Source organism: Trichormus variabilis 0441 (assembly GCF_009856605.1).
GTDB lineage: Bacteria > Cyanobacteriota > Cyanobacteriia > Cyanobacteriales > Nostocaceae > Trichormus > Trichormus variabilis.
Window position 1 is genome coordinate 6,026,084 of the sequence record NZ_CP047242.1, and the last position, 23,854, is coordinate 6,049,937.

Below are 23,854 nucleotides of genomic sequence, written 5' to 3' on the forward strand. Positions count from 1 at the left end.
AGCTTGGAATGTGGAATGTGGACTGTGGACTTTTGACAACCTGAGTGCGAAATATACAATTTAAATGCGTAACAGCTTATGAAAGATGTCTTTTCCCTACACCCCTTTCAATTCATGAGGGCAAATATTTTTAGCAATAATAGTTAGTAAAGCGAGTTGAGATTTAGCTAAGTATGGATAACTCATCTGAAAGCAAGTCTAGCTACCCGGCTGGGGGTGGTTTACCAGTGATTCAGTATTGGGTAGAACAAACTCTCTCACCACAAGGATTACAATTATGGCAAACTCTCAATCATAAAAGTGCGTGCTTATCCTGTGCTTGGGGTACGGGCGGACAAAAAGGGGGATTTGTCAATGAAGCAGGAGAATATTTACAACGCTGTGCTAAAAGTGTAGAGGCGATCGCTGCGGAATTGCAACCAGGAATTAAACAAGATTTTTTCCAAGAACATAGCATCAGTGAGTTACAAAATCTAACTTCTCAAGAATGCGATCGCTTGGGTAGATTAAGTTATCCTCTGATTCTCAAATCAGGTTCATCCCATTATCAACGTATTAGCTGGGAAGAGGTTTACCAAATCGCTACACAAGCCTTTAATTTACCACCAGCGCGAATTGCTAGTTATAGTTCTGGACGTTCATCTAATGAAGCTGCCTATTTACTACAATTATTCATGCGATCGCTAGGTAGTAATAATCTAGCAGACTGCTCAGATTTGTGTCACGCTCCCTCAACAGTGGGGTTAAAAAAAGTTTTTGGCTCAGGTACATCAATGGTAAGCCTAGAGAGCCTAAAACATAGTGATTGTCTTGTTTTAATTGGTTCTAACGCACCAGCAAACCATCCGCGATTAATGAACGAATTAATTAAGTTGCGGGAAAGAGGCGGGAAAGTAATTATTATTAATCCACAAGTAGAAATCGGACTAGTTAAATTTGCCTCTCCTGCATTTCCCATTAAATCTTTACTCACAGGCGGTTCAGATATATCCTCCTTATATTTACAACCAATTCCTGGGAGTGATGCAGCATTATTTGTAGGGTTGCAGAAATCACTCATAGAACAAAATTTAATCCAAATAGAATATCTCAAAGCTTATACTCACAATTGGCAAAAAGTTGTAGATTATGCTAATCATATATCGTGGGACGACATTACTAATACCTGTGGCATATCCCAAGAAGAAATCACAGCCACAGCTTATATAATTGGGAAATCAGCGCGTGTAGTTTTTGCCTGGGCAATGGGCATAACTCAACAAGCTAACGGTGTAGATAATATTTTTAGTATTGCTAATACAGCTTTAATTACAGGTAACGCTGGTAAAATCGGGTCTGGAACTATGCCCATTCGAGGCCATTCCAATGTGCAAGGATTTGGTTCGATGGGAGTGACTGTAAATTTGCGAGAAGAAATCAAACAAGCATTATCTCAACTATTAGGAAAACCTCTGAACGAAACTCCTGGTTATCATACCCGTGACTTAATAGAAGCAGCAGAAACAGGAAAGATAGACACACTATTCTGTTTAGGGGGAAATCTGTATGCAGCCAACCCAGACTTACAGCAAGCACAACAGGCATTATCGCAAATAGATACCATTTTTTATGTGGCGACTAAACCGAACTTAGGACATTTTCACGGATTAGCTAAACAGCAAACTCTACTATTACCTGTATTCAATCGGTTTGAAAATCCTCATAAAACCACAACTGAATCAGGCAATAATTTTGTGAGGTTAAATGATGAAGGCAAGAGTCATTTACAACCATCTAATGCTGACCTAATTTCAGAAATCGAATTAATTACAGAAATTGCTCATCGTCTACATAGTGAAACGCCGATCAATTGGCGTAAACTGCAAGATACAGCTTATATCAGAGAATTAATTGCTAAAACTATTCCCGGTTATGAAAAAATTGCCACAATTGACCAAACTAAACAGGAATTTCTCATCGAAGGGCGGATTTTAGAAGAACCAAAATTTCCTACATCTGATGGTAAAGCGCAAATGTTTGTTACACCTTTACCACAATTATCATTACCAACTAAAGCCGAATTTGGTGTATCAGAGCATCAGCCGGGAATTGTGCTAATTTTGGGAACAGGACGCAGCTATGGTCAACATAATACTGTAGTTTATCGTAGTGAAGATAAATACAGAGGAATGCCTCATCGTCACTGTATTTTAATGAACTATTTTGATGTAAAAAAAGCGGGATTCCAGGAACATCAGCGAGTCATAGTCAAAGGAGATAAGGGAAAGTTAGACAATATTGAAATTATTTGTGGGGCAATTCGTGAGGGTGTAGGTTTTATGTTTTATCCAGAAGCTAATGTTTTATTTCAAGCAAAAATTGATCCACAAAGTGGTACACCTGCTTATAAAAGAGTTCCGGTTTGTATCATAGCTGCCTGATTTAATTAGGACTTACGCACCCAGGTTGTCTGTTGAGACTGGGTGTAAGGGGTTAAGGGAATACCAAAAAATAAATTATTCCAAATTGACAGTTAGTAGGGTGCGTCAGTGCGATAAAATCTAACTGTAACAGGAAATTATTCATACTGACGCACCCCACATTTGGGACATTTTTTTATCTGGAAGTTCCTAAGGGTATAAGGGTGTAAGAGTTTTAAATATTTACACACCTACACCCTTGTCCAGACCCTTGATTTTTCGTCTTCATGCGTAAGTTCTATGAATTAAGAAGTTGAGTATCTGGCAATTAATCATGATAAAGTTATGCAATAACAACTATTGGTTATTACTTGGGAAAAATAATAGTTGTTGTCGCAATAAAAACTAAGGGTAAGTATTTGACTGATAAATGGAGCTAAGCGGGTTCGAACCGCTGACCTCTGCAATGCCATTGCAGCGCTCTACCAACTGAGCTATAACCCCATAATCTTGACCCACTAAGCTTTTTTAATATTTTTAGTGATACATAAGATTATTTCGCTTTACTAGTATGCAGGTTTATGTAGGTTAAGTCAAGATACATATATTAAGTTATGTAAAGATGTGAGGTGATGGTATCGCTATATGGGACGCGAGAGTAGAGTAATTTGATTTTTGCTGTTCCCTAAAACATTTACTAAAAGCCAGGTAAAGTTAATGCTTCTTTTAACTTAATTAACGAGCTAAATGCTGAAATTCTGGTTGATTTTGTTTTTTATTTTTATGTATGAAATATTTCGTATAGTACACAAATACTAAAATGTACTATACTCTAGGGTTGTCTAGTATCGAAAAACAACTAATATCAATTCTCCAAAATTCAGTAATAGATCCATTCCTCAGAAACCCTTGTGATATCTGATTTCCTTACTGTTGAATTTGGAATTGTTTATGCCGAAACGCTTGCTAGTGGTTGAATCTCCGGGTAAAGTGAAAAAGCTCAGTCAGATTTTGGGTTCTGAGTGGATTGTCCGTGCTTCTTGTGGACACATTCGGGAACTGAGTGATGAGGGTGAGGATGCTTTGGGGTTCAGCATGGATGGTGGTAGTGTGCAGTGTCACTACGTACCGCGTGACCAACGTTCAAAAGAAACTATCCAGCAGTTAAAGAGTGCGGCGAAGCAGGTGAGTGAAGTTGTGTTAGCGACTGACCCGGATAGGGAAGGCGAAACCATTGCTTGGCATCTCAAGGAAGTACTGGGATTGAGAGAACCGAAACGAGTTGTCTATACAGAGATTACAGCCTCGGCGGTACAGAGTGCGATCGCTCATCCACGCAAACTGGACTTAAATTTAGTCGGGGCGGGATTGTGTCGAGATTGTTTAGATAAGTTGGTCGGGTATAAGGGTAGTCCTCTGGTTTGGGCGTTAAATAATGGGGCAAAGAGTGTGGGGAGAGTGCAGAGTTCTACACTCCACCTGATTTGTCAACGGGAGAGAGAAATTCAAAGTTTTGTACCTCAAGATTATTGGAGTGTTTGGGTTGATTATGTTGAAGGTTTCCGCGCTTTCTATAAAGGTGCAGTCAACACTCGCTCAGACTCTCCAGAAACAGAAGTAGAAATTCATGATGATGCGGCGGGAAATAGCACAACTGCGCCTGAGTCTACCCGCGTGCTGGCGGAAGCAGAAGCTAATCGTTTAGTAGAAGAAGCACGCCGTCATCCCCACCAAATTGTGCAGTATGAGGGAAAAATTGCCAACCGTCAACCACCCCCACCTTTTATTACTTCCACCTTGCAACAAGCGGCTGGTTCTAAGTTGAAGTTCGCGCCAGAGAAGACGATGCAGCTAGCCCAAAAGTTGTATGAGGCTGGGTTGATTACATATATGCGGACAGACTCGGTAATGTTGAGTCCAGAGTTTTGTGAAAGTGCGCGTCAGTGGTTGGAGCAAAATGACCCCCAGAATGTACCGAAGCAGGTTGCAAGACATCGCAGTAGTAAGACAGCCCAACAAGGACACGAAGCGATTCGCCCAACTGATGTGTTTCGTCCTTCCGCCCAGTTGCGAATAGAACTATCCACAGATGAGTTTAACTTGTATGTGATGATTTGGAAACGGGCGATCGCTTCCCAATGTCGTCCAGCCCAACTACGAAAAACGGTTGTAATTACCCAGTCTGGTCAAATTCTCTGGCAAGCAAGAGGACAAGTAGTAGAATTTCTCGGTTACACCCGTTACTGGCCTAACCTCAGCAAGGATACCCTCTTACCCACCTTGCAACAAGGGCAAATGGTCACTTTAGAAAATGCTGGTCACGAAAAGAAACAAACCCAACCCCCACCACGCTACAGCGAACCCAAGTTAGTGCAACTGATGGAACGTAAAGGTATTGGTCGTCCCAGTACCTATTCTCCCACCATTGCCACCCTGAAGAAACGGGGTTATGTGGAATTGACCAAAGACAACTTACACCCAACAAATCTAGGGTTAGAAGTTGATACTTTCTTACAAAAAGCCCTACCGGATTTACTAGAAGCGGAATTTACTGCCAAAATGGAGAATGCCCTAGATGCGATCGCTGAAGGTAAACAACCTTGGCAAATATACTTAACCACTTGGAATCAGAATTATTTTGCCCCTGCTTTAGCCAAAGCCAAAACCATAGCTGTCGATTCAGGTAATCCGACAAAAACCTTTCCCCCGCGTCAATACGATACTAGCCGGACTCGTTGCCCTGATTGTAATAACTTTCTCAGCAAAATTCCCAGCAGTAAACTGAAGAAAAAATACTTCCTCAAATGCACTAGCGGTTGTGAAAACACAGTCTTATTCTGGAGTGAATTTAGTAAGACTTGGCAAGCGCCCCGAACAAAAGATGACAAGATGGCAGAAAATGGGCAAAAGAATCATCTCTCACCTGCAACGAAACTTCCTACTCAGTTGACAGCATACCCCTGTCCAGTATGTAAAAGACCTTTGGAGGAGTATACTTACACCAAAGATGGACAGAAAAAAACTATGCTGCGTTGCTCTGCATCCTCATCTCGCACTGATAAAAAACATCAAGATGTGGCTTATTTCCACACTGCTAAAGGTTGGTGGAGTCCTAAGTTTGGGGAAATAAATAAATGAAAGACTATCCCTCTCAACGTAAATAGGGATAGTCTAGTTTTACCAATCGTGGGGGATAAATTTTGAATATACTAGAATTTTCTCTACTAGTTTGGCTTGGCTCATTTAGCGCTGGTTTTATAGGTGCGTTAACTGGGTTGGGGGGTGGGGTTGTTATTGTTCCCTTATTAACTTCAGTATTTGGTGTTGATATTAGATATGCTGTTGGCGCTTCCCTAGTATCTGTAATTGCGACATCCCTGGGGGCTGCATCTACTTATATTAAAAAAGGCTATACAAATCTGCGATTGGGAATGTTTTTAGAAGTTTCCACCACAATTGGGGCGATCGCTGGCGCGATTATTGCTACATTTGTATCTGTCAAAGCCTTGACGATTGTGCTGGCGATCGTACTAATGTATTCTGCGTATCTTTCACAACGACCCAGACTTGAGCAAGTAGAAGACGATATAGCAGACCCCATCGCCAACTACCTGCAACTCAATAGCACCTATCCTACTACTAATGGATTAATGCCTTATCACGTCCACGCAGTACCAGCCGGGTTTAGCATCATGTTAGTAGCTGGGGTGTTGTCCGGCTTGCTGGGTATTGGTTCGGGAGGATTCAAAGTTTTAGCAATGGATCAAGCCATGCGCCTACCCTTCAAGGTTTCAACCACCACCAGCAATTTTATGATTGGTGTCACAGCCGCCGCATCAGCCGGAGTGTATTTAGCCAGAGGTTACATTGATCCGGGTCTATCAATGCCTGTAATGTTAGGTGTATTACCCGGTGCTTTTTTGGGTGCGAGAGTTTTGATAGGTGCGAAAACGCAGATATTGAGGATTGTTTTCAGTCTGGTGTTAGTAGTAATGGCTTTGAAGATGGTCTACAACAGTCTAATAGGAGGGCTGTAAAATGTATGAATATAATTCTGGTATTTACTGGAACTCAACAGTACAGTCAGAAAGTGAAGTTGTGGTTACCTCGGTGCAGCTTCCAGAAGCGAATGAGAACCAAAAATTAGAAGAACCACCAATTAGCGCAGTCGGGCAAATTACTAGCATTTGTGAAATTGATGTTAGCAGGAATTTCGTCAAAACATCAACTGAACAGCAATTAGAATATTTACTCAGCAATCTTTTAAAATATGGTGTTTTAACAGCTAGTGCAGTTGTCCTACTAGGGGGCATACTCTACTTAATTCATCATGGTACTGAGCCTGCTGATTATCACATTTTTCACGGTACACCATCAGAGTTTCGTTCACCATCTGGTGTATTCCACGCAGTGTTATCAGGTAGCCGCCGTGGCATCATTCAACTGGGACTTTTATTATTAATTGCTATTCCCGTTTTACGCGTTGTTATATCTTTACTCACATTCCTCATAAAACGAGAATTTATTTACATTATTATTACCTCTTTAGTGTTAGCAAGTTTAACATATAGTCTAATAGGAGCTTATTATTAAAAGAAGCCTCAACCCAGTCCTGGTCAATTATCATTACTATGATGATTTTTGATTGCTTGAATATACACTGATCAAGCGATGTCTAACTAAATAATCAATCTGGTAGATTAGCGCTCCAGTGATTAACCAAAAAATTCCAAAGATTACTATAATCTGCCGTTCAAATTGTGTATATATTTCCAGGGGGTTTGTGTAACTCAGATTAAATATAGGCAAAATAAATGTGCAGAGTAAAGCAGCAACTAGCGTAGACAAGGCAATTACAACCCATCCATATAAACCTTCCCACCAACTCATTAATGTTGGAACTAATCCTTTAACATCACCTACTTCTGGTGCTTGAATTTCAGCAAAAAAGCGTCCAAGCAGCAAATGCAGGTAATGATGAGTGAAAGAAATAACTGCAATTGGAGAAAGCAAAGCTAATATGATAAATATAGCGAATAACTCTGGACTGCTGATAAATTTAGCAAAATTATATCCAAATCTAACTAAATTTTCGCCTACAAATGTAACTACCCGTACGAATAACATGAGAACAAATGATTTTAACCAACAACTAGGGTAAGGTAACCAATTAGGCCATCGAGACTTTTGACCTCTATCGTTCAAAATATTTCGTTTTGTCATGTTTTTAAGAGATACGAGACTATACAAGATTAGTTAATTATTGTTTGATTAACTTGATTGAGTAGCTGATTAATACTACGTACAATTAATGTATTAAGGTTAACCAGTAACTATAGGTTAGTCTGTGATCTAGATCAGCTACAGGAATCCGATTTGATTATTCAACAAACGTAAGTCTGTGTATCCATTGCCCACCGTATCATGGTTTTGGTGGGCAATGCCCACCCTACGTATATTTCAGAAATCAAATGGTAGTTCTATATATGTGCAAGTATTTTTTGCAACTAATTTCTGACTCTGCAATCTCAAAATAAGAAAGATAAGGGATTGCTCATATTTTCTGCAAAACCCAGGATACCGCGATCGCGGTGTTCATAAATTAATGTCCCTTGAGAATCAAATAGAAAAGTTCCTCCGCGCTGGGTCAAATAAGATGAATCTGGTACATAAGTACTCCAGTTGCTCAAAACTTCAGTCATATTTCGTAGGCGCAGGGTTGCTAGTTCAAAAGGACGCTGAAAGCCTGTTCCGCCAGCAGCTTGGAAAAATGAACCTTTCATGGGTGGTAAAGGTGTACCCCTCACAACTTCCTCATCAGCAATTAACTGGGGTGCTTTTTTATCACCCTTATAACCCCGGAAAACTTCCTTGAGTGTTCCGGGACTACCAATTCCCGCACACATCAGCATTAAATTCAGCCATGCTTTTTGTGAACTTGATAGGAGGGGTAATTGTAGAGATAAACCGCGATAAAGCCCCAAAATGCTGTGAATTTCAGCTTTTGTATCCACAAACAACCATTCTTGCGGGAAACCTGTATATTCGCAAAACTTGAGTCCAGAATTGCGATCGCCTATTCCAATAGCGCGAATTATAATTCCTCTGGCTGCGATTTGTTCTTTTTCTCTTTGTAGCCACCAAGCATATTCTAAATTGTCAAAATCCCCTAACTGTGACCAAATTAGTACAAGTAACTTGGAAGGGGAGATGCAGCCATCTAAAACGGGTTTAATCTCTCCGTCGCTAACTCGTAAGCGTTGAGTTTGACTCAAAATCGAATAAATATTTAAGGAATTAGAGCTGGCTTGAATATTCATGCAAGTGGGGGCGACAGTTTTTTAGTAAAATTCTAGCCGGATTCGGATATTTGGTTTTTTGTAGGGGATCTATAGCGCTTCTCGTTTGTATGCGATACACCCTGACCTCTCTCCTACAAGGATACTGTTGGCGAATTGATAGAGGGCAAAACCAATCATCACAAAATAGAAAATCAGGAATACTATGAGGCAGTGGGAGCAATTCGAGCAAAGTGAGAAACGCGAGTCTGACTGCGTGGGACATGTTGCCACCAATCCCACATCCGACTGAAGTTGATAGCAGCAGCAGTAATGACATGCTGCAAGAGAGTTTTGGCAAGACCAATGTAGCGACAACGGCGTAATTGGTAGCGACCAGTAGCTTGGGAAATCAAGCCTTCAACGCCAGCACGTTGGTGATAAATTTGTTGAAAAGATTCAGTTTTTTGGCGAATGCGAGCATCATGTAATGCAAGATGTAGTTCCTGTGGTTTGAGGGTCAGAAGACGCGGTAGTTTTTTGGAGCGAGTGCATTTTGAGCGACTTGAACAAAGCGAACAATCGGATTTGTCAAATTGTATTTTGACTACTGGATTGTCATGGCTATCGACAGTTGTACGCCAGGACTTACTTTGTTTACCCATTGGGCAATCAACACGCATCAAATCCCAATGAATAGTGAAGCAATTTTGCTCAAAGCCGGATTGTGCTGTTGCTTGCCAACTAGTTCCGGGGGGAACTTTTCCTACTAAATCAACATGAAAATGGGATTGACTATCGACTAAGTTTTGAGCATTGACATAGCCAGTATCGACAACATGTTCTTGTGGCAAAAGATTGTTCTGGTTTAAACGAGAATGAATTACTGGTGTCATCTCAACATCCGCACTTGTGGCCACGGACGTTTCCACATTGATAATTAAGTTTGGCAGTATGGGGTGACAAATTTCTGTCAGATGCAGATTATAACCAGTCCAGTTGATTTCTCGCTTGCTGGAATTGCGTGCATCAACATCGTAAGGAGATTCAATCTGTAGTCTATTTGGTGGTAAGTTATCTTGTTCTCGCCAATAGACTTGTTGCAATTGAATATAGTATTGTTGCACCCAAACTATACGTAATGTTTCCACTGATGGAATCTGCCACAGCCAATTACAAGTTGAGTCTGCATACAAAGCGGATAGCAAATGATGACCATCCTCACCAATTTTTCGCCTCAATTTCTCACGTTCGGCTTTTGATTTGGGCAAGCGGTATTGCTCAAATCTCAGGGAGTAACGTTCAAACCAATCAACGTCAACTCTCGATTTGAGCCAATCAGGGGCAAAATAAGCCAAGTCATTTAAGGTATGACGTAAAGTTTCTCCCACTAATTCCAAACGATTTAACTGTCGTACTGCGGCTAATACGTGAGTTGAATCAGTTCTGACACGGCCGCGATTTTTGAGCCAACCTAGTTCTTGGAAACGAGCTAGCATTTGGTTGAGTAACTCTCGCTCTCGTCCTGCTTTGATTAATCGCTGACGAAATTCTGAAAGTACTGAATAATCAAACCCTGGGTCATTTAATTCCAACGATAGTGCGTATTTCCAATCAATATGACCCCTCACTGCATCCGCCGCTTGTCTATCCGTTAAACCTTCGATAAATTGCATTACTGTCACTAATGCCAGTTGTCCTGCTGATATTCCACTTTGACCACAATCTGCGCGGTAAAGTTTGACAAAATCCTCATCCTTATATAACACTCCTATTTCATCCCGCATCTTCATATATATGTTCCCTTTGGGAAATGAATTCCGGGCTACTTGCGCTGTTGTTTCAGGAATCTGCGACATATCACGCGGGTGCAGGGTCATAATCTTTGTAGATGCTACGCTCAATATACTTATTCTCTTTTTTCCACTGTTCCAAACTCTTGAGGGGCTTAACCCTTCAATAATTCGCCAACAGTATCCTACAAGGAGAGAGGCTTTGATGCTTACTCCCCTTCCCTTGTAGGGAAGGGGTTGGGGGTTAGGTCTGTATTAAACTTAACTGCAAACCGCTATATTTACAACAATTCTGTTAGGGAAAATTGCCGTTGTCGGTCTAGTTCTTGTAGCTTGATTTTTTCGGTGTAGAATGCCTGATAATATGATTGCCATTTTTCTGGTTCAGTGTCAGGGTCAGTTTCTTGCCACAGTTCCAAAAAGTGACGATAGCGCTTTTCTGTTAACACTCGTTCCATACAGGCGATCGCTGCTTGTACAACTTGGGGAGTCCGCATGATCTCTTTCTTGGATTTCTCATTGAGATGAAACAGATGAGAAATTACCCCAAGTTCTTCAGCTAGTTCTAAATATATATCTTGCAGTCGGGAAACTAAATCAACTTGTTCGCCTGTGCATTCTAAAATCTGTTGCCACAAAAATCTATGATGGGATAGGCTAAACTCTAAACTTCTGGCCTCTAGTTCTTCTATAATCACTCGACGCTGTTCGGGACAATGGAGGTAAATCCGCAGTAGTAGCGCCTCAGCTAGTTCTAGGAGGCTGCGATCGCCTTTGAGGGGAGAATTAGGGCTGGGGACTAGGGAAAGGCTTCTATTCGTCCTGGTTGATAGGGGTTTGCTATAGGCGGCGGTGGTTGGGGTAATTTGCGTGAGGAGATTTTCCACTCGTAGGGGGATGAGTCTGGTGTCTCCTAAGCTGAGGATTTCTGCACAGTAAGAAACGTAATAGTTACGGGTATCGCTATTAACTATATTTTTGAGTAGTTTGACAAATTGCTGTGTAACTTGCTGAAAATCAGGGGCTTGTTTTAAATCCCGGTCTTTGATAATTTGTTGAATCTGCCAGTTTAACCATAATGGCGCATTAGCTAATAATTGTCCGTAATCTGCTGGTGTATGGCTACGCAGATATTCATCAGCATCTTTGCCATCGGGGATGTTGAGAATTTTCAGTTGCACTTCACCTTTGTAAGCTAAATCGGCAATTTCCCCGATCGCCCGTTCGGCGGCGTTGGTTCCGGCTTTATCTGCATCAAAGTTGAGTACCAACTGTTTTGAGTCGGTGTAGCGTAATATTAGCCGGACTTGTTCTAAACTTAGGGCAGTACCCAAAGAAGCAACAGCATTATTAATCCCAGCAGCGTGGAGAGCGATCGCATCAAAATATCCCTCCACTACCACGGCTTGATCAGACTGGGAAATCCCCGTCTTTGCTTGGTCGAGGGCAAATAAGGTTTTACCTTTATTAAATAGTTCGGTTTCTGGCGAATTTAAATATTTTGGCTGTTCATCCGTTAAAGTGCGTCCACCAAAACCAATCACTCGTCCTTGGATATCGCGGATGGGAATCATCAGGCGATCGCGGAATACATCATAATATCCAGCGCCTTCCTTGCGGGGTTTAATCAAACCTGCTTTTTCTACCAGATGGACTGGGTAATGCTTGTCTTCCACCAAATAACGATGGAGAGTTTCCCAGCCTGCGGGCGCGTAACCCAAGCCAAACTGTTGGATTGTTGCTTCCTTGAATTGGCGATCGCTGCGTAAATACTGCATCGCCCTTTGTCCTTGTGATTGTCTGAGGGCGTGTTGATAAAAACTCGCCGCCGAAGCCAGCACCTCATACAACTGTTCCCGCAACGATATCTGACGCTGTAATTCTTGCCGTTGTTCTGGTTCCAGGGTTTGGACTGGGACTTGGTAGCGCCTAGCTAAATCTAACACCACATCAGCAAACGATCGCTTGCCCAATTCCATCAAAAACTTAATCGAATTTCCACCAGCCTGACAACCAAAGCAATAATACATTTGCTTAGTTTGGCTGACAGTAAAACTAGGTGATTTTTCATCATGGAAAGGACACAAGCCGACAAAATCTTTACCCCGCTTGCGTAAAACCACATATTCCGATACCACATCGACAATATCAGCCCGATGTTTAACTTCATCAATCGTATCTGGATGGAGGCGCGGAATTTGCATTTTGGTTAGAGACGCGATTAATCGCGTCTGTACAATTGTCAGTTGTCATTACTCATTAATCATTAGTTTTCCCTGCTCCCCCTGCTCCCTGCTCCCTGCTCCCCCTGCTTCTTCTCCTCCCCCTCCTCATATAATTATTGTTGCCAAGCCCAAAATAGTGTATAGAATTGCTTACGCTTAATTTTATCAGAGGAAATACGGGAGATGGGGCGTATTTTTATTTCGGCAGCCCACGGAGGCAAAGAAGCGGGAGGAGTAGATCCAGGCTCAATTGCTGGGGGGACGACGGAAGCTAGAGAAATGATTCTGTTACGAGATTTGATTGTGACAGAATTGCGATCGCGGAGTTTTGAAGTTTTGTCTGTTCCTGATGATTTGAGTGCGGCTGATACTATCACCTGGATCAATGCTCGTGGTCGTCGAGGTGATGTATCCCTAGAAGTCCATGCTGATTCGGCGAGTAGCCCGGCTGTACGGGGCGCTAGTGTGTTCTATATTGCGAGTAATAATGAGCGTAAAAGCAACGGGGAATTGCTGTTAGTTGGATTGTTACGCCGTGTACCCCAGTTACCAAATCGGGGAGTTAAGCCAGATACAGACAGTGGTTTAGGTAGATTGGCCTTTTGTCGGCAGATTGCGATCGCTTCTTTACTCATGCAGGTGGCTTTTCTCAGCAGTCCTGAGGATCGAGCTTTGCTGCAAAATCGTCGGCGCGATTTCGCCTTGGGTATTGCTGATGGTTTGGCTTCATGGAGTCGAGTAATTGACCCTAACCCTGGAACCCCCGCAGACCCGAATTATCCACCCATCAATATTAATATTAATGGGCAGAATTATGCAGAGCAAGGAATCTTAGTTAATGGTAATGCTTACATTCCCATTGATTTAGTCGATCGCCTGCGGATTGATTTATCAAAAGCACCAAATGTCAATCGCCTTACCTATCGGCGAATTGTCTATGTCAAAGCGGTGGAACTGCGAGATTTTAATGTAGCCGTTAGCTGGGATGCAGCAACACGCACCGTCACCTTACGTTCCAATTTGGTAGTGTGTCCTGGTCAAATTGACAGGATCATCTCCAATGGAACTACCTCAGAAGTGCAAATGCAACTATTCTTGAGAAACAATAACGAAAATGCCTTAGCGCAATTTCCTGACTTACCTAAACTCTATCGAGAAGAAGCCAGCGCCGAGGGCGTAAATTATGACATTGCTTTCTGTCAAATGTGCGTAGAAACAGGCTTTTTACGCTTTGGTGGAGACATTAAAGCAGAACAAAATAACTTTGCCGGTTTAGGTTCCATTGGTGGCGGTACAGAAGCAGCAGCTTTTCCTAGTGCCAGAATCGGTGTCAGGGCGCACATCCAGCACCTCAAAGCCTACGCCAGTCTCGAACCCCTAGTCAATGAAGTAGTAGATCCCCGATTTCGCTTCGTCACCCGTGGCGTAGCCACAAAAATTGATGAACTTTCCGGACGCTGGTCAGCCGATTTAGATTATGGGTCAAAAATCACCGCTATGGTAAAACGTTTATACGAGTCCGCCGGCTTCTTTTAATAGTGAATCCGGTTTAAGCAAAGCCCAAAACTCTAACATTTTTGATACCTCATCCCTGGAAGTTGCGAAACTATACCCATCAATTCCAACTGTAATAAAGCACTGGAAACCGAACCAGCATTCATGCCTGTTTGCTGAATAATTAAATCGAAGGGTAAAGCATCAAAGCTAATAGTATCAAGTACCCGTTGCAGTTCTGGTGATAAAGTGGGTAAACTCAACTGCTCTGGTACTGATGATTTATCTACCACATCCAATTGTGGTATCGCTCCCAGCATTTTCAAGAGTTCGTCGATTTCTCTGATAATCAAAGAAGCCCCTTGGCTAAGTAATTTTAAACAGCCTTGGGATGGATGATCATCTACTCTGCCGGGGAGTGCATAAACATCCCTACCAAAATCATTGGCGTAGGTAGCCGTAATTAATGCGCCAGACTTGATTGGTGCTTCCATTACCAAAATGGCGCGACTTAACCCTGCAATAATTCTATTACGACGAGGAAAGTGAGTGCGATCGGGTGGGGTTTTGGCAGGATATTCACTCACAACCAATCCATTGGTCAGAATCTGCTTGTACAAATCCCGATTTTTATGAGGATAGACGACATCTACACCTGTACCCAAAACTGCAATAGTTCGTCCACCAGCTTTTATAGTTGCATTGTGGCTGACTGTGTCGATTCCTTCCGCCATACCAGAAACCACAGTGAAGCCATTTTTAGCTAAAGCAGTGCTAATTTGCCGAGTCCAGCGTATGCCATATTCTGAGGGTTGACGCGTCCCGACAATACCCACTAAGGGTTTGTTTCCCCAATTTTCTTGTAAATCTACCTCACCCTGATAGTACAACATGGGCGGTGGGCTGGGAGTTTCTAACAACAACCGGGGGTAGTTTGTATCGGCTGGTGTCCAGAAGTGGGGGTTTTCTTGCTCATGCTGGATGAGTAATTGTTCTGGGTAAAGACGCGATCGCTGTTTTACCACTTTTTCTAAAGTCTGTAAACCAAAGCCTTCAACTTCCCCTAACTGCGCCTGAGTAGCATTCCAAGCTGCTGCTAATGTACCGAAATGCTGCTGTAGTCGTCGCAGCAAAACAGGCCCAACCCCAGAAATTTGCGCCCAAGCTAACCAATAGGCTCGTTCTTCTCCCACATTCCCATCCTCACACCCACTGGGTTGAGTATTCCCAAATTTGGGGGGTTGGGTATCGGGGATTGGAGACTGGGGACTGGGGACTGGGGACTGGGGAAGTTTTTTATTCTGTCTCTTCAATTTTGACTGAGTTTTTATCTTTGAGGTAGGCAAATACAGATTTATCACCAATATCGGGGGGAATGGCTTGTATTACTTTACGCACAGCAAAGATTAAGAATAAAATTGCCCAAGTTCCTAATAAAATTTGTTCCCATTGAGTTGGTAAAACTCCTACCAAATGTCCTAATAAAAGTGTGGGTACGAGGAAAGTTAGGACTTTGGTTTCTAAACGATGAAAGCAAAACGCTTCTTTGAAATAAATCCCTGTTAACGCTGCGAAGGTAAAACCAATTCCCAATATGGTCAAAGGTTGATTGTATACAGTCACAGCAAAAGGTTGGCTGTCGGAATGTCCGAAGATAAACGCAGCAATGCTACCAATTATCCAAAAAACCTGTAATAGTCTGTGCAATGGTGCAAGATAAATATGAATTGTCAATAAACTCACTCCCAGGGCCAAACTGAAGCAAGTGTATAAGGGAGTTAGGGCTTGAATAGCAATAGGATTATTGGTGAATAATACTAAAGTAGTGCCAATGGCAAAACTCAAGGCTGCTACCATTAAACCAGAACGGTAAATAATCACACCCTTGCGATCGCTCTGATTAATCGTAAACTCCCCAAATTGACCTTGATAAACTTCCGGTGCAGATATTGTTGATGTAGTCATTCGTTACTAGTCCATAGTTATTGGTCAACAGTCAACGGTTCTCACCTTGCCTTTATGTACTAGTCTAATAACTAATGACTTCTAGAGGATCTAGCAAGTTAATCTGCAACTGTGAATGTGCATCACCGCTATTGATGGCAATTTCTACCCAGCCATGACTGCCGATTAAAGCTGTAGCCTCTCCCAGTTTCACATCACTATAGGTATCACACCCCGGAATCATCAAGCCACTAACTTGCACACACCATTTTTTGCCTTGTATGCAATCACCAGGAATATTACTAACTAAATTACCAAAGTAATCTATATATTGAATACAACCAGACCAGCCTGTTGCTGTCTGAGTGCAGTTTTTCATGTTCATCTGTACCAAAGTGGCTGGTGCAATTTCTTGTCCCAGATGTTGGAGAGATACGCCACTAGCCAGATGAGCGCCGACTGGGGCAAAAATATCTCTACCATGAAAAGTTTTGCTAGGTTCAGGAGTACGCCAATACTGGGGATTAGTTAGTTCTACAACTGCCATAGCTCGACTTTGAGCTAATACACCGCTAAATATGCCATTATCAGGCCCCACTAGAAACCCATCTGCAAATTCTACTGCGATCGCCCGTCTTCTACTACCCACCCCCGGATCTACCACAGCTATATGTACAGTACCCTCAGGGAAGTAGGGATAAGCATTCATCAAACAAAACCTAGCAGCAGCAATATTTTGCGGTGGTATTTGATGGGTTAAATCCACCATCTGTAATTTAGGGTTAATTTGGGCAATTACTCCTTTCATTACAGCTACATACACATCGCGATCGCCAAAATCACTCAGTAAAGTCAACAAAGGCTGATAAGACCAATTTTTTGGCATAACAAATAAACATATCTATATTAAATTAATTTTTTCTGTAACATACACTACGAAAACTGTGCTATGTTAGGAAGAACAGACATAAAGTAGAAAAATTAAGAGGTTAATCCTATGAGCCAAACTAGATTTAAGGCGAATAGCACTGCCAAGGAAGTACACAGACAAAATATTCAAAGAAACATACAGCACCGCCTAGAAGTAGCTAGAGCGAAAGGTGATGAAAGACTAATTCGGCAACTAGAAGCTGAATTAAGACAATTTGCCTAAATTTCAGTACTCATTGTTCATAGTTTTGTTGTGTTCATCCCGCTCAGGCGGGTTTTTTGTTGGAAACTTACATTAACTATTAATATTCCTCCTTCCCAACTCCTGCATAAAAACTAAAACCTCAACGTGTAACTCAGCAAGAGGTTGAAAGGCTAAGGCCAGACTTCCATACACGAAAAACGAGGTTTATTGTTTTTTCTACAGGGGATATAAAATAAAAAAGATTAATGCCACAAAGGCAATTAAAACAGTATTTCTCACTAGCTGCGCTATGTTTGGTTTGCTAGCGCCATTTAGTACACAGATGCAATATGGTTTAGAACAATCCAAGTGAAGCCAAAACTGGACTCATCTGGAATCCGTGGCGTGATATTTTCAATTGTTCAATCGAACATCCTCGTGGGTCGATGTGTTTCAAGAGCTACAGCACGACCTTAAACGCAAAATGGAACAATAGCTGCAACTAATCAGCTGTGATACTAAGTTTCTCAAATAAACATCAAAGAAAAATCCGAAAAGTCTCATAACTGATGGGTAGATATGAACATAGATTTTACTCCATAAGATTAGTATTTGATTTTTTTGAGCTATGTAGGCAATGCCCATCAAAACCTTGATGTGGCGAGTATTTCTCACCCTACAAATACCAAAAATTGTAACAATAATCAAATCGGATTTTTATATCTATTTTGATTCAATCTAAATCGTCCCGTGAAGTATAAATCTATCAAATTAATAGACTGAACATGAACATTTATCCTCAAAAACAAATGAAGTCTTTATTATTCATCTTAGCTACAACTTTTGGCACAGCCTTATCATTTACTGGTAGTGTTAATTCTGCTATTGCCTCAGAACTAACAGCTAATAAGAATTCAGCAGGAAATAGCGGAAATATAGCTAGTGTACGCACTTGTCCCAAATATGCAGGAGGGGGAAGATTATCAGCCAGAATTGAAACTCCTAATTTTATTATTCATCTTTGCGAGCGACGGAAAAAGCTGTTTTATACAGGCATTTCTAAGCATACAGGTAAAGGAATTTATTCTTTGCCAGCTTATGTGGAAGAAGGTACAGGATATGTCGCTAAAAATGGCAAATATGAATATATCGTTACTGGTGCCAGTCTAGATATTATCAAAAATGGCAAGGTTATACAGTCGGAAACTGTAACTAAATTTACCAGTGGTTATGTCAATTAAGCACATCTAAATATCTAAAAATATCTGTGGGGGTTGGTAATTGATAATGGCAAAGCGTAATTAACATTCAGCAACCCTAATATGGTGAGCAATTCTCACCTTAATTAACCCTAATATCTAAGTTTTTATCATCCCCATTGTCTGTCAATGGGGATTTTTAACACAATATTATTTTTTGGTGTTGCTGAATCCCGATATGATTGGACTCAACTGCAAACCGCTATATATTGAGAATGCAGAGAATCAACTCTACAACCCAACACTCAATATCAAGACCACCATGACCTATTTAGAAACAGCAGCACAATTTTATAGTGAAGTTGCCCAAACGCCGCAAGTGGGTCTGTGCTGTGTTCAAAGTACACCTCTACAACTACCAGGGCTAAAAATTCCTTTATCCATGCAGGAAATGAACTATGGTTGTGGAACCACCGTTCATCCTACGGAACTTGGCAAGCAACCTACCGTCTTGTATGTTGGTGTGGGTGGTGGGTTAGAAGCATTGCAATTTGCTTATTTTTCTCGTCGCCCTGGTGCTGTAATTGCAGTTGACCCAGTTGCAGCGATGCGAGAAGCAGCCGCACGTAACCTAGAAATGGCTTTAACAGACAACCCGTGGTTTGAAAGTAGTTTTGTAGAGATTCGTGAAGGTGATGCCTTTAATTTACCTGTGGCAGATGGGTCAGTTGATATCGTGGCTCAAAATTGTTTGTTTAACATTTTCGAGCCTGAAGACTTAACCCGCGCGCTCAAGGAAGCGTATCGGGTGTTAAAGTGTGGTGGACGGTTGCAAATGAGTGACCCTATTGCCACCAGTCCCATCCCGGCACACTTGCAACAAGATGAACGGTTACGCGCTATGTGTTTGTCTGGCGCACTGACCTACGAAGAGTACACCCAGCGTATTATCGATGCTGGCTTTGGTCAGATTGAAATCCGGGCGCGTCGTCCTTATCGTTTATTAGATTCCCAAACTTACAATTTAGAAACCCATTTACTTTTAGAAAGTCTTGATTCAGTCTCATTCAAAGTGCCTATCCCAGAAGATGGCGCTTGCATTTTTACTGGTAAAACGGCAATTTATGCTGGTTGCGAAGATTTTTTTGATGACAAAGCCGGACATATCCTACAACGTGGCATTCCGGCAACCGTATGCGATAAAACTGCTGCTAAACTAGCAACGGTAAAGCCAAAAGAAGTAATAATTACTGATTCTACTTGGCATTATAACGGTGGTGGTTGCTGTTAATTTATACTGCTCAAAATGTTGTTAATTAGTCTGTTTATTGCTACCCTGTTCCTGGCTTATGCTAATGGAGCTAATGACAACTTTAAGGGTGTAGCGACGCTGTTTGGTAGTCGGACAACAAGCTACCAAACAGCAATTTTGTGGGCAACTTTTACGACTTTTGCAGGTTCTTTAACTGCTACTTATTTAGGTAGAACAATAGTTAAAGAGTTTACTGGTAAGGGTATTTTACCAGATGCGATCGCCAATGCACCAGAGTTTCATTTAGCGGTGGCGATCGCCTCTGGCTTGACGGTACTACTGGCTACTACGATGGGATTTCCCATTTCCACATCCCACAGTTTAATCGGTGCAATGTTTGGTGCTGGACTGGTAGCGTTTGGACTCCAGGTAAATTTTGCCATTTTAGGAATCTATTTCATTTTCCCCCTATTATTAAGTCCTATTATTGCTATTGCCTTCAGTGCAGGAATTTACAGTTTAATTAATTACTTAAGTATTAGGCTGAATTGGCAGTTAAATCATAAAATAATTGATACCCTTCATTATATCAGTGCTGGTATATTCAGCTTTGCTAGAGGACTTAATGATACTAGCAAAATTGTCTCTATAGTCCTAATTATCGATTATTTCTCACTTTCTGGGGCAATGATTACCATCGCAATGGCTATGGGTCTTGGTGGTTTACTCAATTCTCAAAAAATTGCTGAAACCATGAGTACAAAAATTACCTCTATGAATCGTATCCAGGGAGTATCGGCCAATATCATTACTAGTATTCTAGTGATTCTTGCTAGTAATTTTGGGTTGCCTGTATCTACAACTCATGTCGCAGTATCTTCTATTTTTGGTGTAGGATTAGTTGGTAGTAAAGCCAATAAATATATTTTTTACCAAATTTTATTAGTCTGGTTGGTCAACTTACCTATTGCCACCATTATTGGTGGTATCACCTATAGACTATTACAAGGTTAGCAACATCTTCAATATCTTAACTTATTCCAGGAATAGTTATCAATGACAACTACACCAAGCACTACCATAAATACAAAAATAATTCCTTTTAATTCTCAGTTAAATGCTCCTTTAACCAAACAAGAAATCAATGTTTTACAAATTAATTTAGGTAAACGCTGTAATCTTGCTTGTACACACTGTCATGTTGAAGCTAGTCCCAAACGTACAGAAGAGTTATCAGCAGAAATCTGCGAACAATTAATCGAGGTAATTCATCGATTTCCGCAAATTAAAATTGTCGATTTAACTGGCGGCGCACCAGAGATGAACTATGGATTTCAGCCATTAGTAGCAGCCGCACGTCAACATAATAAACAGGTAATTGTCCGTTCTAATTTAACTATTTATTTTGTGGAGGGCTTTAAATATTTACCTGAATACTTTGCTGCCAACAAAATCAGAATTGTAGCATCCATGCCTTGTTACCTAGCGGATAATGTTGATAAAATGCGTGGTGTAGGTGTATTTGATGATTCAATTAAAGCTTTACAATGGCTAAATCAAGTTGGTTATGGAATAGACCCCAGTTTAGTTTTGGATTTGGTTTATAATCCCCAACTACCTACAAGTGAAAAATTTTCCCTAACTCCTGAACAAAGTAAATTAGAGCAAGATTACAAAACTTTCTTACAAAAACATTTCCGTATTGAATTTAACAATCTGTTCACTATTACTAACTTACCAGTTGGTAGAACTAAACTCTATTTAGAACGGAAAAAACTAGAGACCAGTTATTTGCACTTTTTAGAATTGCATTTCAATCCTCATACGGTAGGAAATTTAATGTGTCGCAATCAATTATCTGTAGACTATCTCGGTAATATATATGATTGTGATTTTAATCAGATGATGAATTTACCAGCGAAAACTCATAACGGTGAAACTCTGACTGTTGCTAAATTAATTGAGGCTGGTAGTTTGGATCTGATTAATGAAATTCAAACTGCAAACTATTGCTATGGTTGTACTGCTGGTTGTGGTTCTAGTTGCGGTGGCGCTTTGGTGTGACAGGTAAGACTAAGCCACAGATAATCGCTCTATGTCAGAGGCTATTTATAAAGTAAATCTAAAAGTGAGTATAAAAGTAAGCTTGGAGGTATAGGATACATGAAATATAGTGTATTTACATAGCTACTCATGGGACGAAAGTCTTACCCCACAGACTTAACTGATATGGAGTGGGAAATTCTGGCTCCATTGATTCCACCAGCCAAAGAAGGAGGGCATCCACGCACAACGGATATGCGTGAGATATGCAATGCTATCTACTATCACTTGAAAACGGGATGCCAATGGAATATGCTTCCGGGGGACTTTCCACCCAGTTCAACTGTTTACAGTTACTACCGCAAATGGCAGCGCAAAGGAGTCTGGGAAAAATTAAACCATACACTGCGCGGACAAGTTCGCACAAAACTAGGCAAATCAACGCAACCCACAGCGATCGCCGCAGACAGTCAGTCGGTCAAAACTGACCAAAAAAAGGGGAAGTGTACGGTTTTGACGGGTGTAAAAAGGTAAAAGGAAGAAAGCGGCAGACTCTAGTTGATAGCCTGGGACTGTTGTTGAAAGTTGTTGTCAGTGAAGCCAATGCGCCGGAACGGGTACTTGCTGCCTACGCATTAATGGAACTTTTAGAGGAGCGTCCGGAATTACTGGAAAAAGTTCAAGTCATGTGGGTTGATTCCGGTTACGACGGCGATAAATTTGCTCTTTCAGTTTGGTTGATGATCCAAGCACATGTTGAAGTCATACGGCGTACTGAGCAAGAATTCCGGATTTTGCCCAAACGTTGGGTAGTCGAAAGAACATTTGGCTGGTTGAACCAATATCATCGTCTCAGTAAGGATTATGAGCATCTTCCAGAGATGAGCGAAGCAGCTATATATGCTGTAATGACTAGGATTATGCTACGTCGTCTTGTATCCTAAAGATTTACTTTATAAATAATCTCTCAGCAAAGGTTAATTTTGTTACAAACAGTGTTATTTCGCCTTGAGAATAGCTGAGATTCGTTTATGATTGTATTTAGTTTAAATCTCCTCACACCACATTAAAAAAACCGTGGATTACTCAATGTTTCTACGGTTTTTATTTTTTGATTAAAGATAAAAATATTACTCTTGACAAAATATTTAGTCCAACGCACAACCTATCTAATACCAAATGGATATGAAGCTGCACCAAATAAATGATGTAGAGACGTTGTATGCAACGTCTCTACAGTAAAGAATAAAGTGCATCTATGGCTACGCCAGGCAAGCTACATCAAGAAACGGTATAAGCGCCAATTATTAATTTCTCCCCAAAAAATCCTGTTACCAAAATTGTTACAGGTGTATCACTACTGGGCGGTTGCCCTATGATGGTCTTTAGTTAAGCTCCTCACACCACACGAAAAGCCGCAAAACAAATAGTTTCGCGGCTTTTTCTATAGTTGTTCTATAGATGAGTGCTGAGTAAGATTTGGGACTTACACAACTGGCATATTTTTTATGTAGGGGAGGCAAAAAGCGGTGTGGATTTTCCTCCCGCTTTATTGCCGTTGTGTGACGCTGCGAAATTATTTGAACGTAGTCACAATACTTATAGCGTCACGCACTCAGCATCTATGGTGACGCTTGCGTAAGTCCTGAGATATTCTTCCTCCTACTTCATCTCTACCAAATGCAAACAACCGTTAAACTTCATTGCGAAGTAAGAAGCCAAGTGAAACAACGTGATAAGTTTTGATGATGTGACGCAATCGCACCAGAGGATAAGGAGAATACGGTGGCAATCGAATCAAACTTATTAAACGGCACAGTTCTACCAAAGGAAGAAATTAGCGAATATGTTGCCAACCTCCAGCTACACATGACTTTGCAAGCACGTAATTTAGTTCCACCTTTAAGGCAGACTCAGACTATAGAAGATAGTAGACAACAATTACTGCATCAAACCCAAGCTAATTTTGAGATGCAGGCTTCTCGGCAAAGATTATAATATAGAAAGACATAAAATAACAGAAAAACAAATAAAATAAAAGCAGATATTGTTGGTTCTACACCAAAAGTGTTACCCTCAAGTCTGCTTTTTCCATTTTTTGTAGTCTTCGGTT

19 protein-coding genes and 1 tRNA gene are annotated in these 23,854 nt (G+C 41.1%); 12 read left to right on the top strand and 8 right to left on the bottom strand.

Annotation, left to right across the window (positions count from 1 at the left end; genetic code table 11):
- Window positions 1–173: 173 nt before the first annotated feature.
- On the top strand, window positions 174–2,420 hold the full coding sequence (locus tag GSQ19_RS24835; protein ID WP_011320482.1) for an FdhF/YdeP family oxidoreductase: 2,247 nt from the start codon (window positions 174–176) through the stop codon (window positions 2,418–2,420).
- A 410-nt stretch (window positions 2,421–2,830) separates the two neighbouring features.
- Here the strand turns inward: GSQ19_RS24835 and GSQ19_RS24840 are convergent.
- Window positions 2,831–2,903, bottom strand: a tRNA-Ala gene (locus GSQ19_RS24840).
- A 447-nt stretch (window positions 2,904–3,350) separates the two neighbouring features.
- Here GSQ19_RS24840 and topA point away from each other — a divergent pair.
- The 3 genes from topA (at window position 3,351) to GSQ19_RS24855 (ending at window position 6,992) form a co-directional block, all read left to right on the top strand.
- Window positions 3,351–5,537 (top strand): type I DNA topoisomerase, encoded by a 2,187-nt coding sequence (gene topA / locus GSQ19_RS24845; RefSeq protein WP_011320483.1) that lies wholly within the window; start codon window positions 3,351–3,353, stop codon window positions 5,535–5,537.
- A gap of 62 nt (window positions 5,538–5,599) precedes the next feature.
- Window positions 5,600–6,436 carry a sulfite exporter TauE/SafE family protein gene (locus GSQ19_RS24850; RefSeq protein WP_011320484.1) on the top strand — a complete coding sequence of 279 codons (837 nt, stop codon included), beginning with the start codon at window positions 5,600–5,602 and terminating at the stop codon, window positions 6,434–6,436.
- A gap of 1 nt (window position 6,437) precedes the next feature.
- Complete coding sequence (locus GSQ19_RS24855) at window positions 6,438–6,992, top strand: DUF1634 domain-containing protein (protein ID WP_011320485.1); 555 nt, start codon at window positions 6,438–6,440, stop codon at window positions 6,990–6,992.
- A gap of 36 nt (window positions 6,993–7,028) precedes the next feature.
- On the opposite strand, the gene GSQ19_RS24860 is transcribed toward GSQ19_RS24855, so the two are convergent.
- The 4 genes from GSQ19_RS24860 to dnaG form a co-directional block, all read right to left on the bottom strand.
- Window positions 7,029–7,622, bottom strand: a complete 594-nt coding sequence (locus tag GSQ19_RS24860) for a hypothetical protein (protein WP_011320486.1) — start codon at window positions 7,620–7,622, stop codon at window positions 7,029–7,031.
- A gap of 305 nt (window positions 7,623–7,927) precedes the next feature.
- The gene (locus GSQ19_RS24865) at window positions 7,928–8,719 is read right to left on the bottom strand and encodes a peroxiredoxin-like family protein (RefSeq protein ID WP_011320487.1); all 792 of its coding nucleotides are present in this window, start codon (window positions 8,717–8,719) and stop codon (window positions 7,928–7,930) included.
- A gap of 182 nt (window positions 8,720–8,901) precedes the next feature.
- On the bottom strand, window positions 8,902–10,557 hold the full coding sequence (locus GSQ19_RS24870) for an IS5-like element ISAva5 family transposase (RefSeq protein ID WP_041455935.1): 1,656 nt from the start codon (window positions 10,555–10,557) through the stop codon (window positions 8,902–8,904).
- 194 nt (window positions 10,558–10,751) lie between these two features.
- A complete protein-coding gene (gene dnaG / locus GSQ19_RS24875; protein ID WP_011320488.1) occupies window positions 10,752–12,674 on the bottom strand; it encodes a DNA primase in 1,923 nt (640 codons plus the stop codon).
- Window positions 12,675–12,878: 204 nt separating this feature from the next.
- On the opposite strand from dnaG, the gene tftA reads away from it, so the two are divergent.
- Window positions 12,879–14,231: a hormogonium tapered terminus morphoprotein TftA gene (gene tftA, locus GSQ19_RS24880; RefSeq protein WP_011320489.1), complete on the top strand. Its 1,353-nt coding sequence runs from the start codon at window positions 12,879–12,881 to the stop codon at window positions 14,229–14,231.
- A 32-nt stretch (window positions 14,232–14,263) separates the two neighbouring features.
- Here the strand turns inward: tftA and dprA are convergent, their stop codons facing one another.
- From dprA to GSQ19_RS24895, 3 genes are all read right to left on the bottom strand, one after another.
- Window positions 14,264–15,382 (bottom strand): DNA-processing protein DprA, encoded by a 1,119-nt coding sequence (dprA, locus tag GSQ19_RS24885; protein WP_011320490.1) that lies wholly within the window; start codon window positions 15,380–15,382, stop codon window positions 14,264–14,266.
- Window positions 15,383–15,485: 103 nt separating this feature from the next.
- On the bottom strand, window positions 15,486–16,154 hold the full coding sequence (locus GSQ19_RS24890; RefSeq protein ID WP_011320491.1) for a DUF2301 domain-containing membrane protein: 669 nt from the start codon (window positions 16,152–16,154) through the stop codon (window positions 15,486–15,488).
- A 64-nt stretch (window positions 16,155–16,218) separates the two neighbouring features.
- The gene (locus GSQ19_RS24895) at window positions 16,219–17,019 is read right to left on the bottom strand and encodes an SAM hydrolase/SAM-dependent halogenase family protein (protein WP_011320492.1); all 801 of its coding nucleotides are present in this window, start codon (window positions 17,017–17,019) and stop codon (window positions 16,219–16,221) included.
- A gap of 111 nt (window positions 17,020–17,130) precedes the next feature.
- Here GSQ19_RS24895 and pirA point away from each other — a divergent pair, with 111 nt between their 5' ends.
- The 7 genes from pirA (at window position 17,131) to GSQ19_RS24925 (ending at window position 23,739) form a co-directional block, all read left to right on the top strand.
- Entirely contained in the window at window positions 17,131–17,286 is a 156-nt protein-coding gene (pirA, locus tag GSQ19_RS29825; protein ID WP_011320493.1) for an arginine synthesis PII-interacting regulator PirA, read from the top strand.
- A gap of 746 nt (window positions 17,287–18,032) precedes the next feature.
- Complete coding sequence (locus tag GSQ19_RS24900) at window positions 18,033–18,488, top strand: hypothetical protein (RefSeq protein WP_011320494.1); 456 nt, start codon at window positions 18,033–18,035, stop codon at window positions 18,486–18,488.
- A 280-nt stretch (window positions 18,489–18,768) separates the two neighbouring features.
- Window positions 18,769–19,737: an arsenosugar biosynthesis arsenite methyltransferase ArsM gene (gene arsM, locus GSQ19_RS24905; protein WP_041456928.1), complete on the top strand. Its 969-nt coding sequence runs from the start codon at window positions 18,769–18,771 to the stop codon at window positions 19,735–19,737.
- 15 nt (window positions 19,738–19,752) lie between these two features.
- Window positions 19,753–20,712, top strand: coding sequence for an inorganic phosphate transporter (locus GSQ19_RS24910; protein ID WP_011320496.1), 960 nt, complete (start codon window positions 19,753–19,755; stop codon window positions 20,710–20,712).
- Window positions 20,713–20,754: 42 nt separating this feature from the next.
- The gene (gene arsS / locus GSQ19_RS24915; protein ID WP_011320497.1) at window positions 20,755–21,762 is read left to right on the top strand and encodes an arsenosugar biosynthesis radical SAM (seleno)protein ArsS; all 1,008 of its coding nucleotides are present in this window, start codon (window positions 20,755–20,757) and stop codon (window positions 21,760–21,762) included.
- A gap of 129 nt (window positions 21,763–21,891) precedes the next feature.
- Window positions 21,892–22,685, top strand: a protein-coding gene (locus GSQ19_RS24920; RefSeq protein WP_104009889.1) for an IS5-like element ISAva7 family transposase whose coding sequence is annotated in 2 segments (ribosomal slippage) — window positions 21,892–22,231 and window positions 22,231–22,685 — 795 coding nt in all. Because the reading frame shifts where the segments join, the coding sequence is not laid out codon by codon here.
- A gap of 847 nt (window positions 22,686–23,532) precedes the next feature.
- A complete protein-coding gene (locus tag GSQ19_RS24925) occupies window positions 23,533–23,739 on the top strand; it encodes a hypothetical protein (RefSeq protein ID WP_041456929.1) in 207 nt (68 codons plus the stop codon).
- The last annotated feature ends 115 nt before the right edge of the window (window positions 23,740–23,854 follow it).

Excerpts from the sequence above, each read along its gene's own strand:
- GSQ19_RS24835 (WP_011320482.1), top strand. The coding sequence starts at position 174 with ATGGATAACTCATCTGAAAGCAAGTCTAGCTACCCGGCTGGGGGTGGT.
- topA (WP_011320483.1), top strand. The coding sequence starts at position 3,351 with ATGCCGAAACGCTTGCTAGTGGTTGAATCTCCGGGTAAAGTGAAAAAG.
- GSQ19_RS24855 (WP_011320485.1), top strand. The coding sequence starts at position 6,438 with ATGTATGAATATAATTCTGGTATTTACTGGAACTCAACAGTACAGTCA.
- GSQ19_RS24860 (WP_011320486.1), bottom strand. The coding sequence starts at position 7,622 with ATGACAAAACGAAATATTTTGAACGATAGAGGTCAAAAGTCTCGATGG.
- GSQ19_RS24865 (WP_011320487.1), bottom strand. The coding sequence starts at position 8,719 with ATGAATATTCAAGCCAGCTCTAATTCCTTAAATATTTATTCGATTTTG.
- GSQ19_RS24870 (WP_041455935.1), bottom strand. The coding sequence starts at position 10,557 with ATGACCCTGCACCCGCGTGATATGTCGCAGATTCCTGAAACAACAGCG.
- dnaG (WP_011320488.1), bottom strand. The coding sequence starts at position 12,674 with ATGCAAATTCCGCGCCTCCATCCAGATACGATTGATGAAGTTAAACAT.
- tftA (WP_011320489.1), top strand. The coding sequence starts at position 12,879 with ATGGGGCGTATTTTTATTTCGGCAGCCCACGGAGGCAAAGAAGCGGGA.
- GSQ19_RS24890 (WP_011320491.1), bottom strand. The coding sequence starts at position 16,154 with ATGACTACATCAACAATATCTGCACCGGAAGTTTATCAAGGTCAATTT.
- GSQ19_RS24895 (WP_011320492.1), bottom strand. The coding sequence starts at position 17,019 with ATGCCAAAAAATTGGTCTTATCAGCCTTTGTTGACTTTACTGAGTGAT.
- pirA (WP_011320493.1), top strand. The coding sequence starts at position 17,131 with ATGAGCCAAACTAGATTTAAGGCGAATAGCACTGCCAAGGAAGTACAC.
- GSQ19_RS24900 (WP_011320494.1), top strand. The coding sequence starts at position 18,033 with ATGAACATTTATCCTCAAAAACAAATGAAGTCTTTATTATTCATCTTA.
- arsM (WP_041456928.1), top strand. The coding sequence starts at position 18,769 with ATGACCTATTTAGAAACAGCAGCACAATTTTATAGTGAAGTTGCCCAA.
- GSQ19_RS24910 (WP_011320496.1), top strand. The coding sequence starts at position 19,753 with ATGTTGTTAATTAGTCTGTTTATTGCTACCCTGTTCCTGGCTTATGCT.
- arsS (WP_011320497.1), top strand. The coding sequence starts at position 20,755 with ATGACAACTACACCAAGCACTACCATAAATACAAAAATAATTCCTTTT.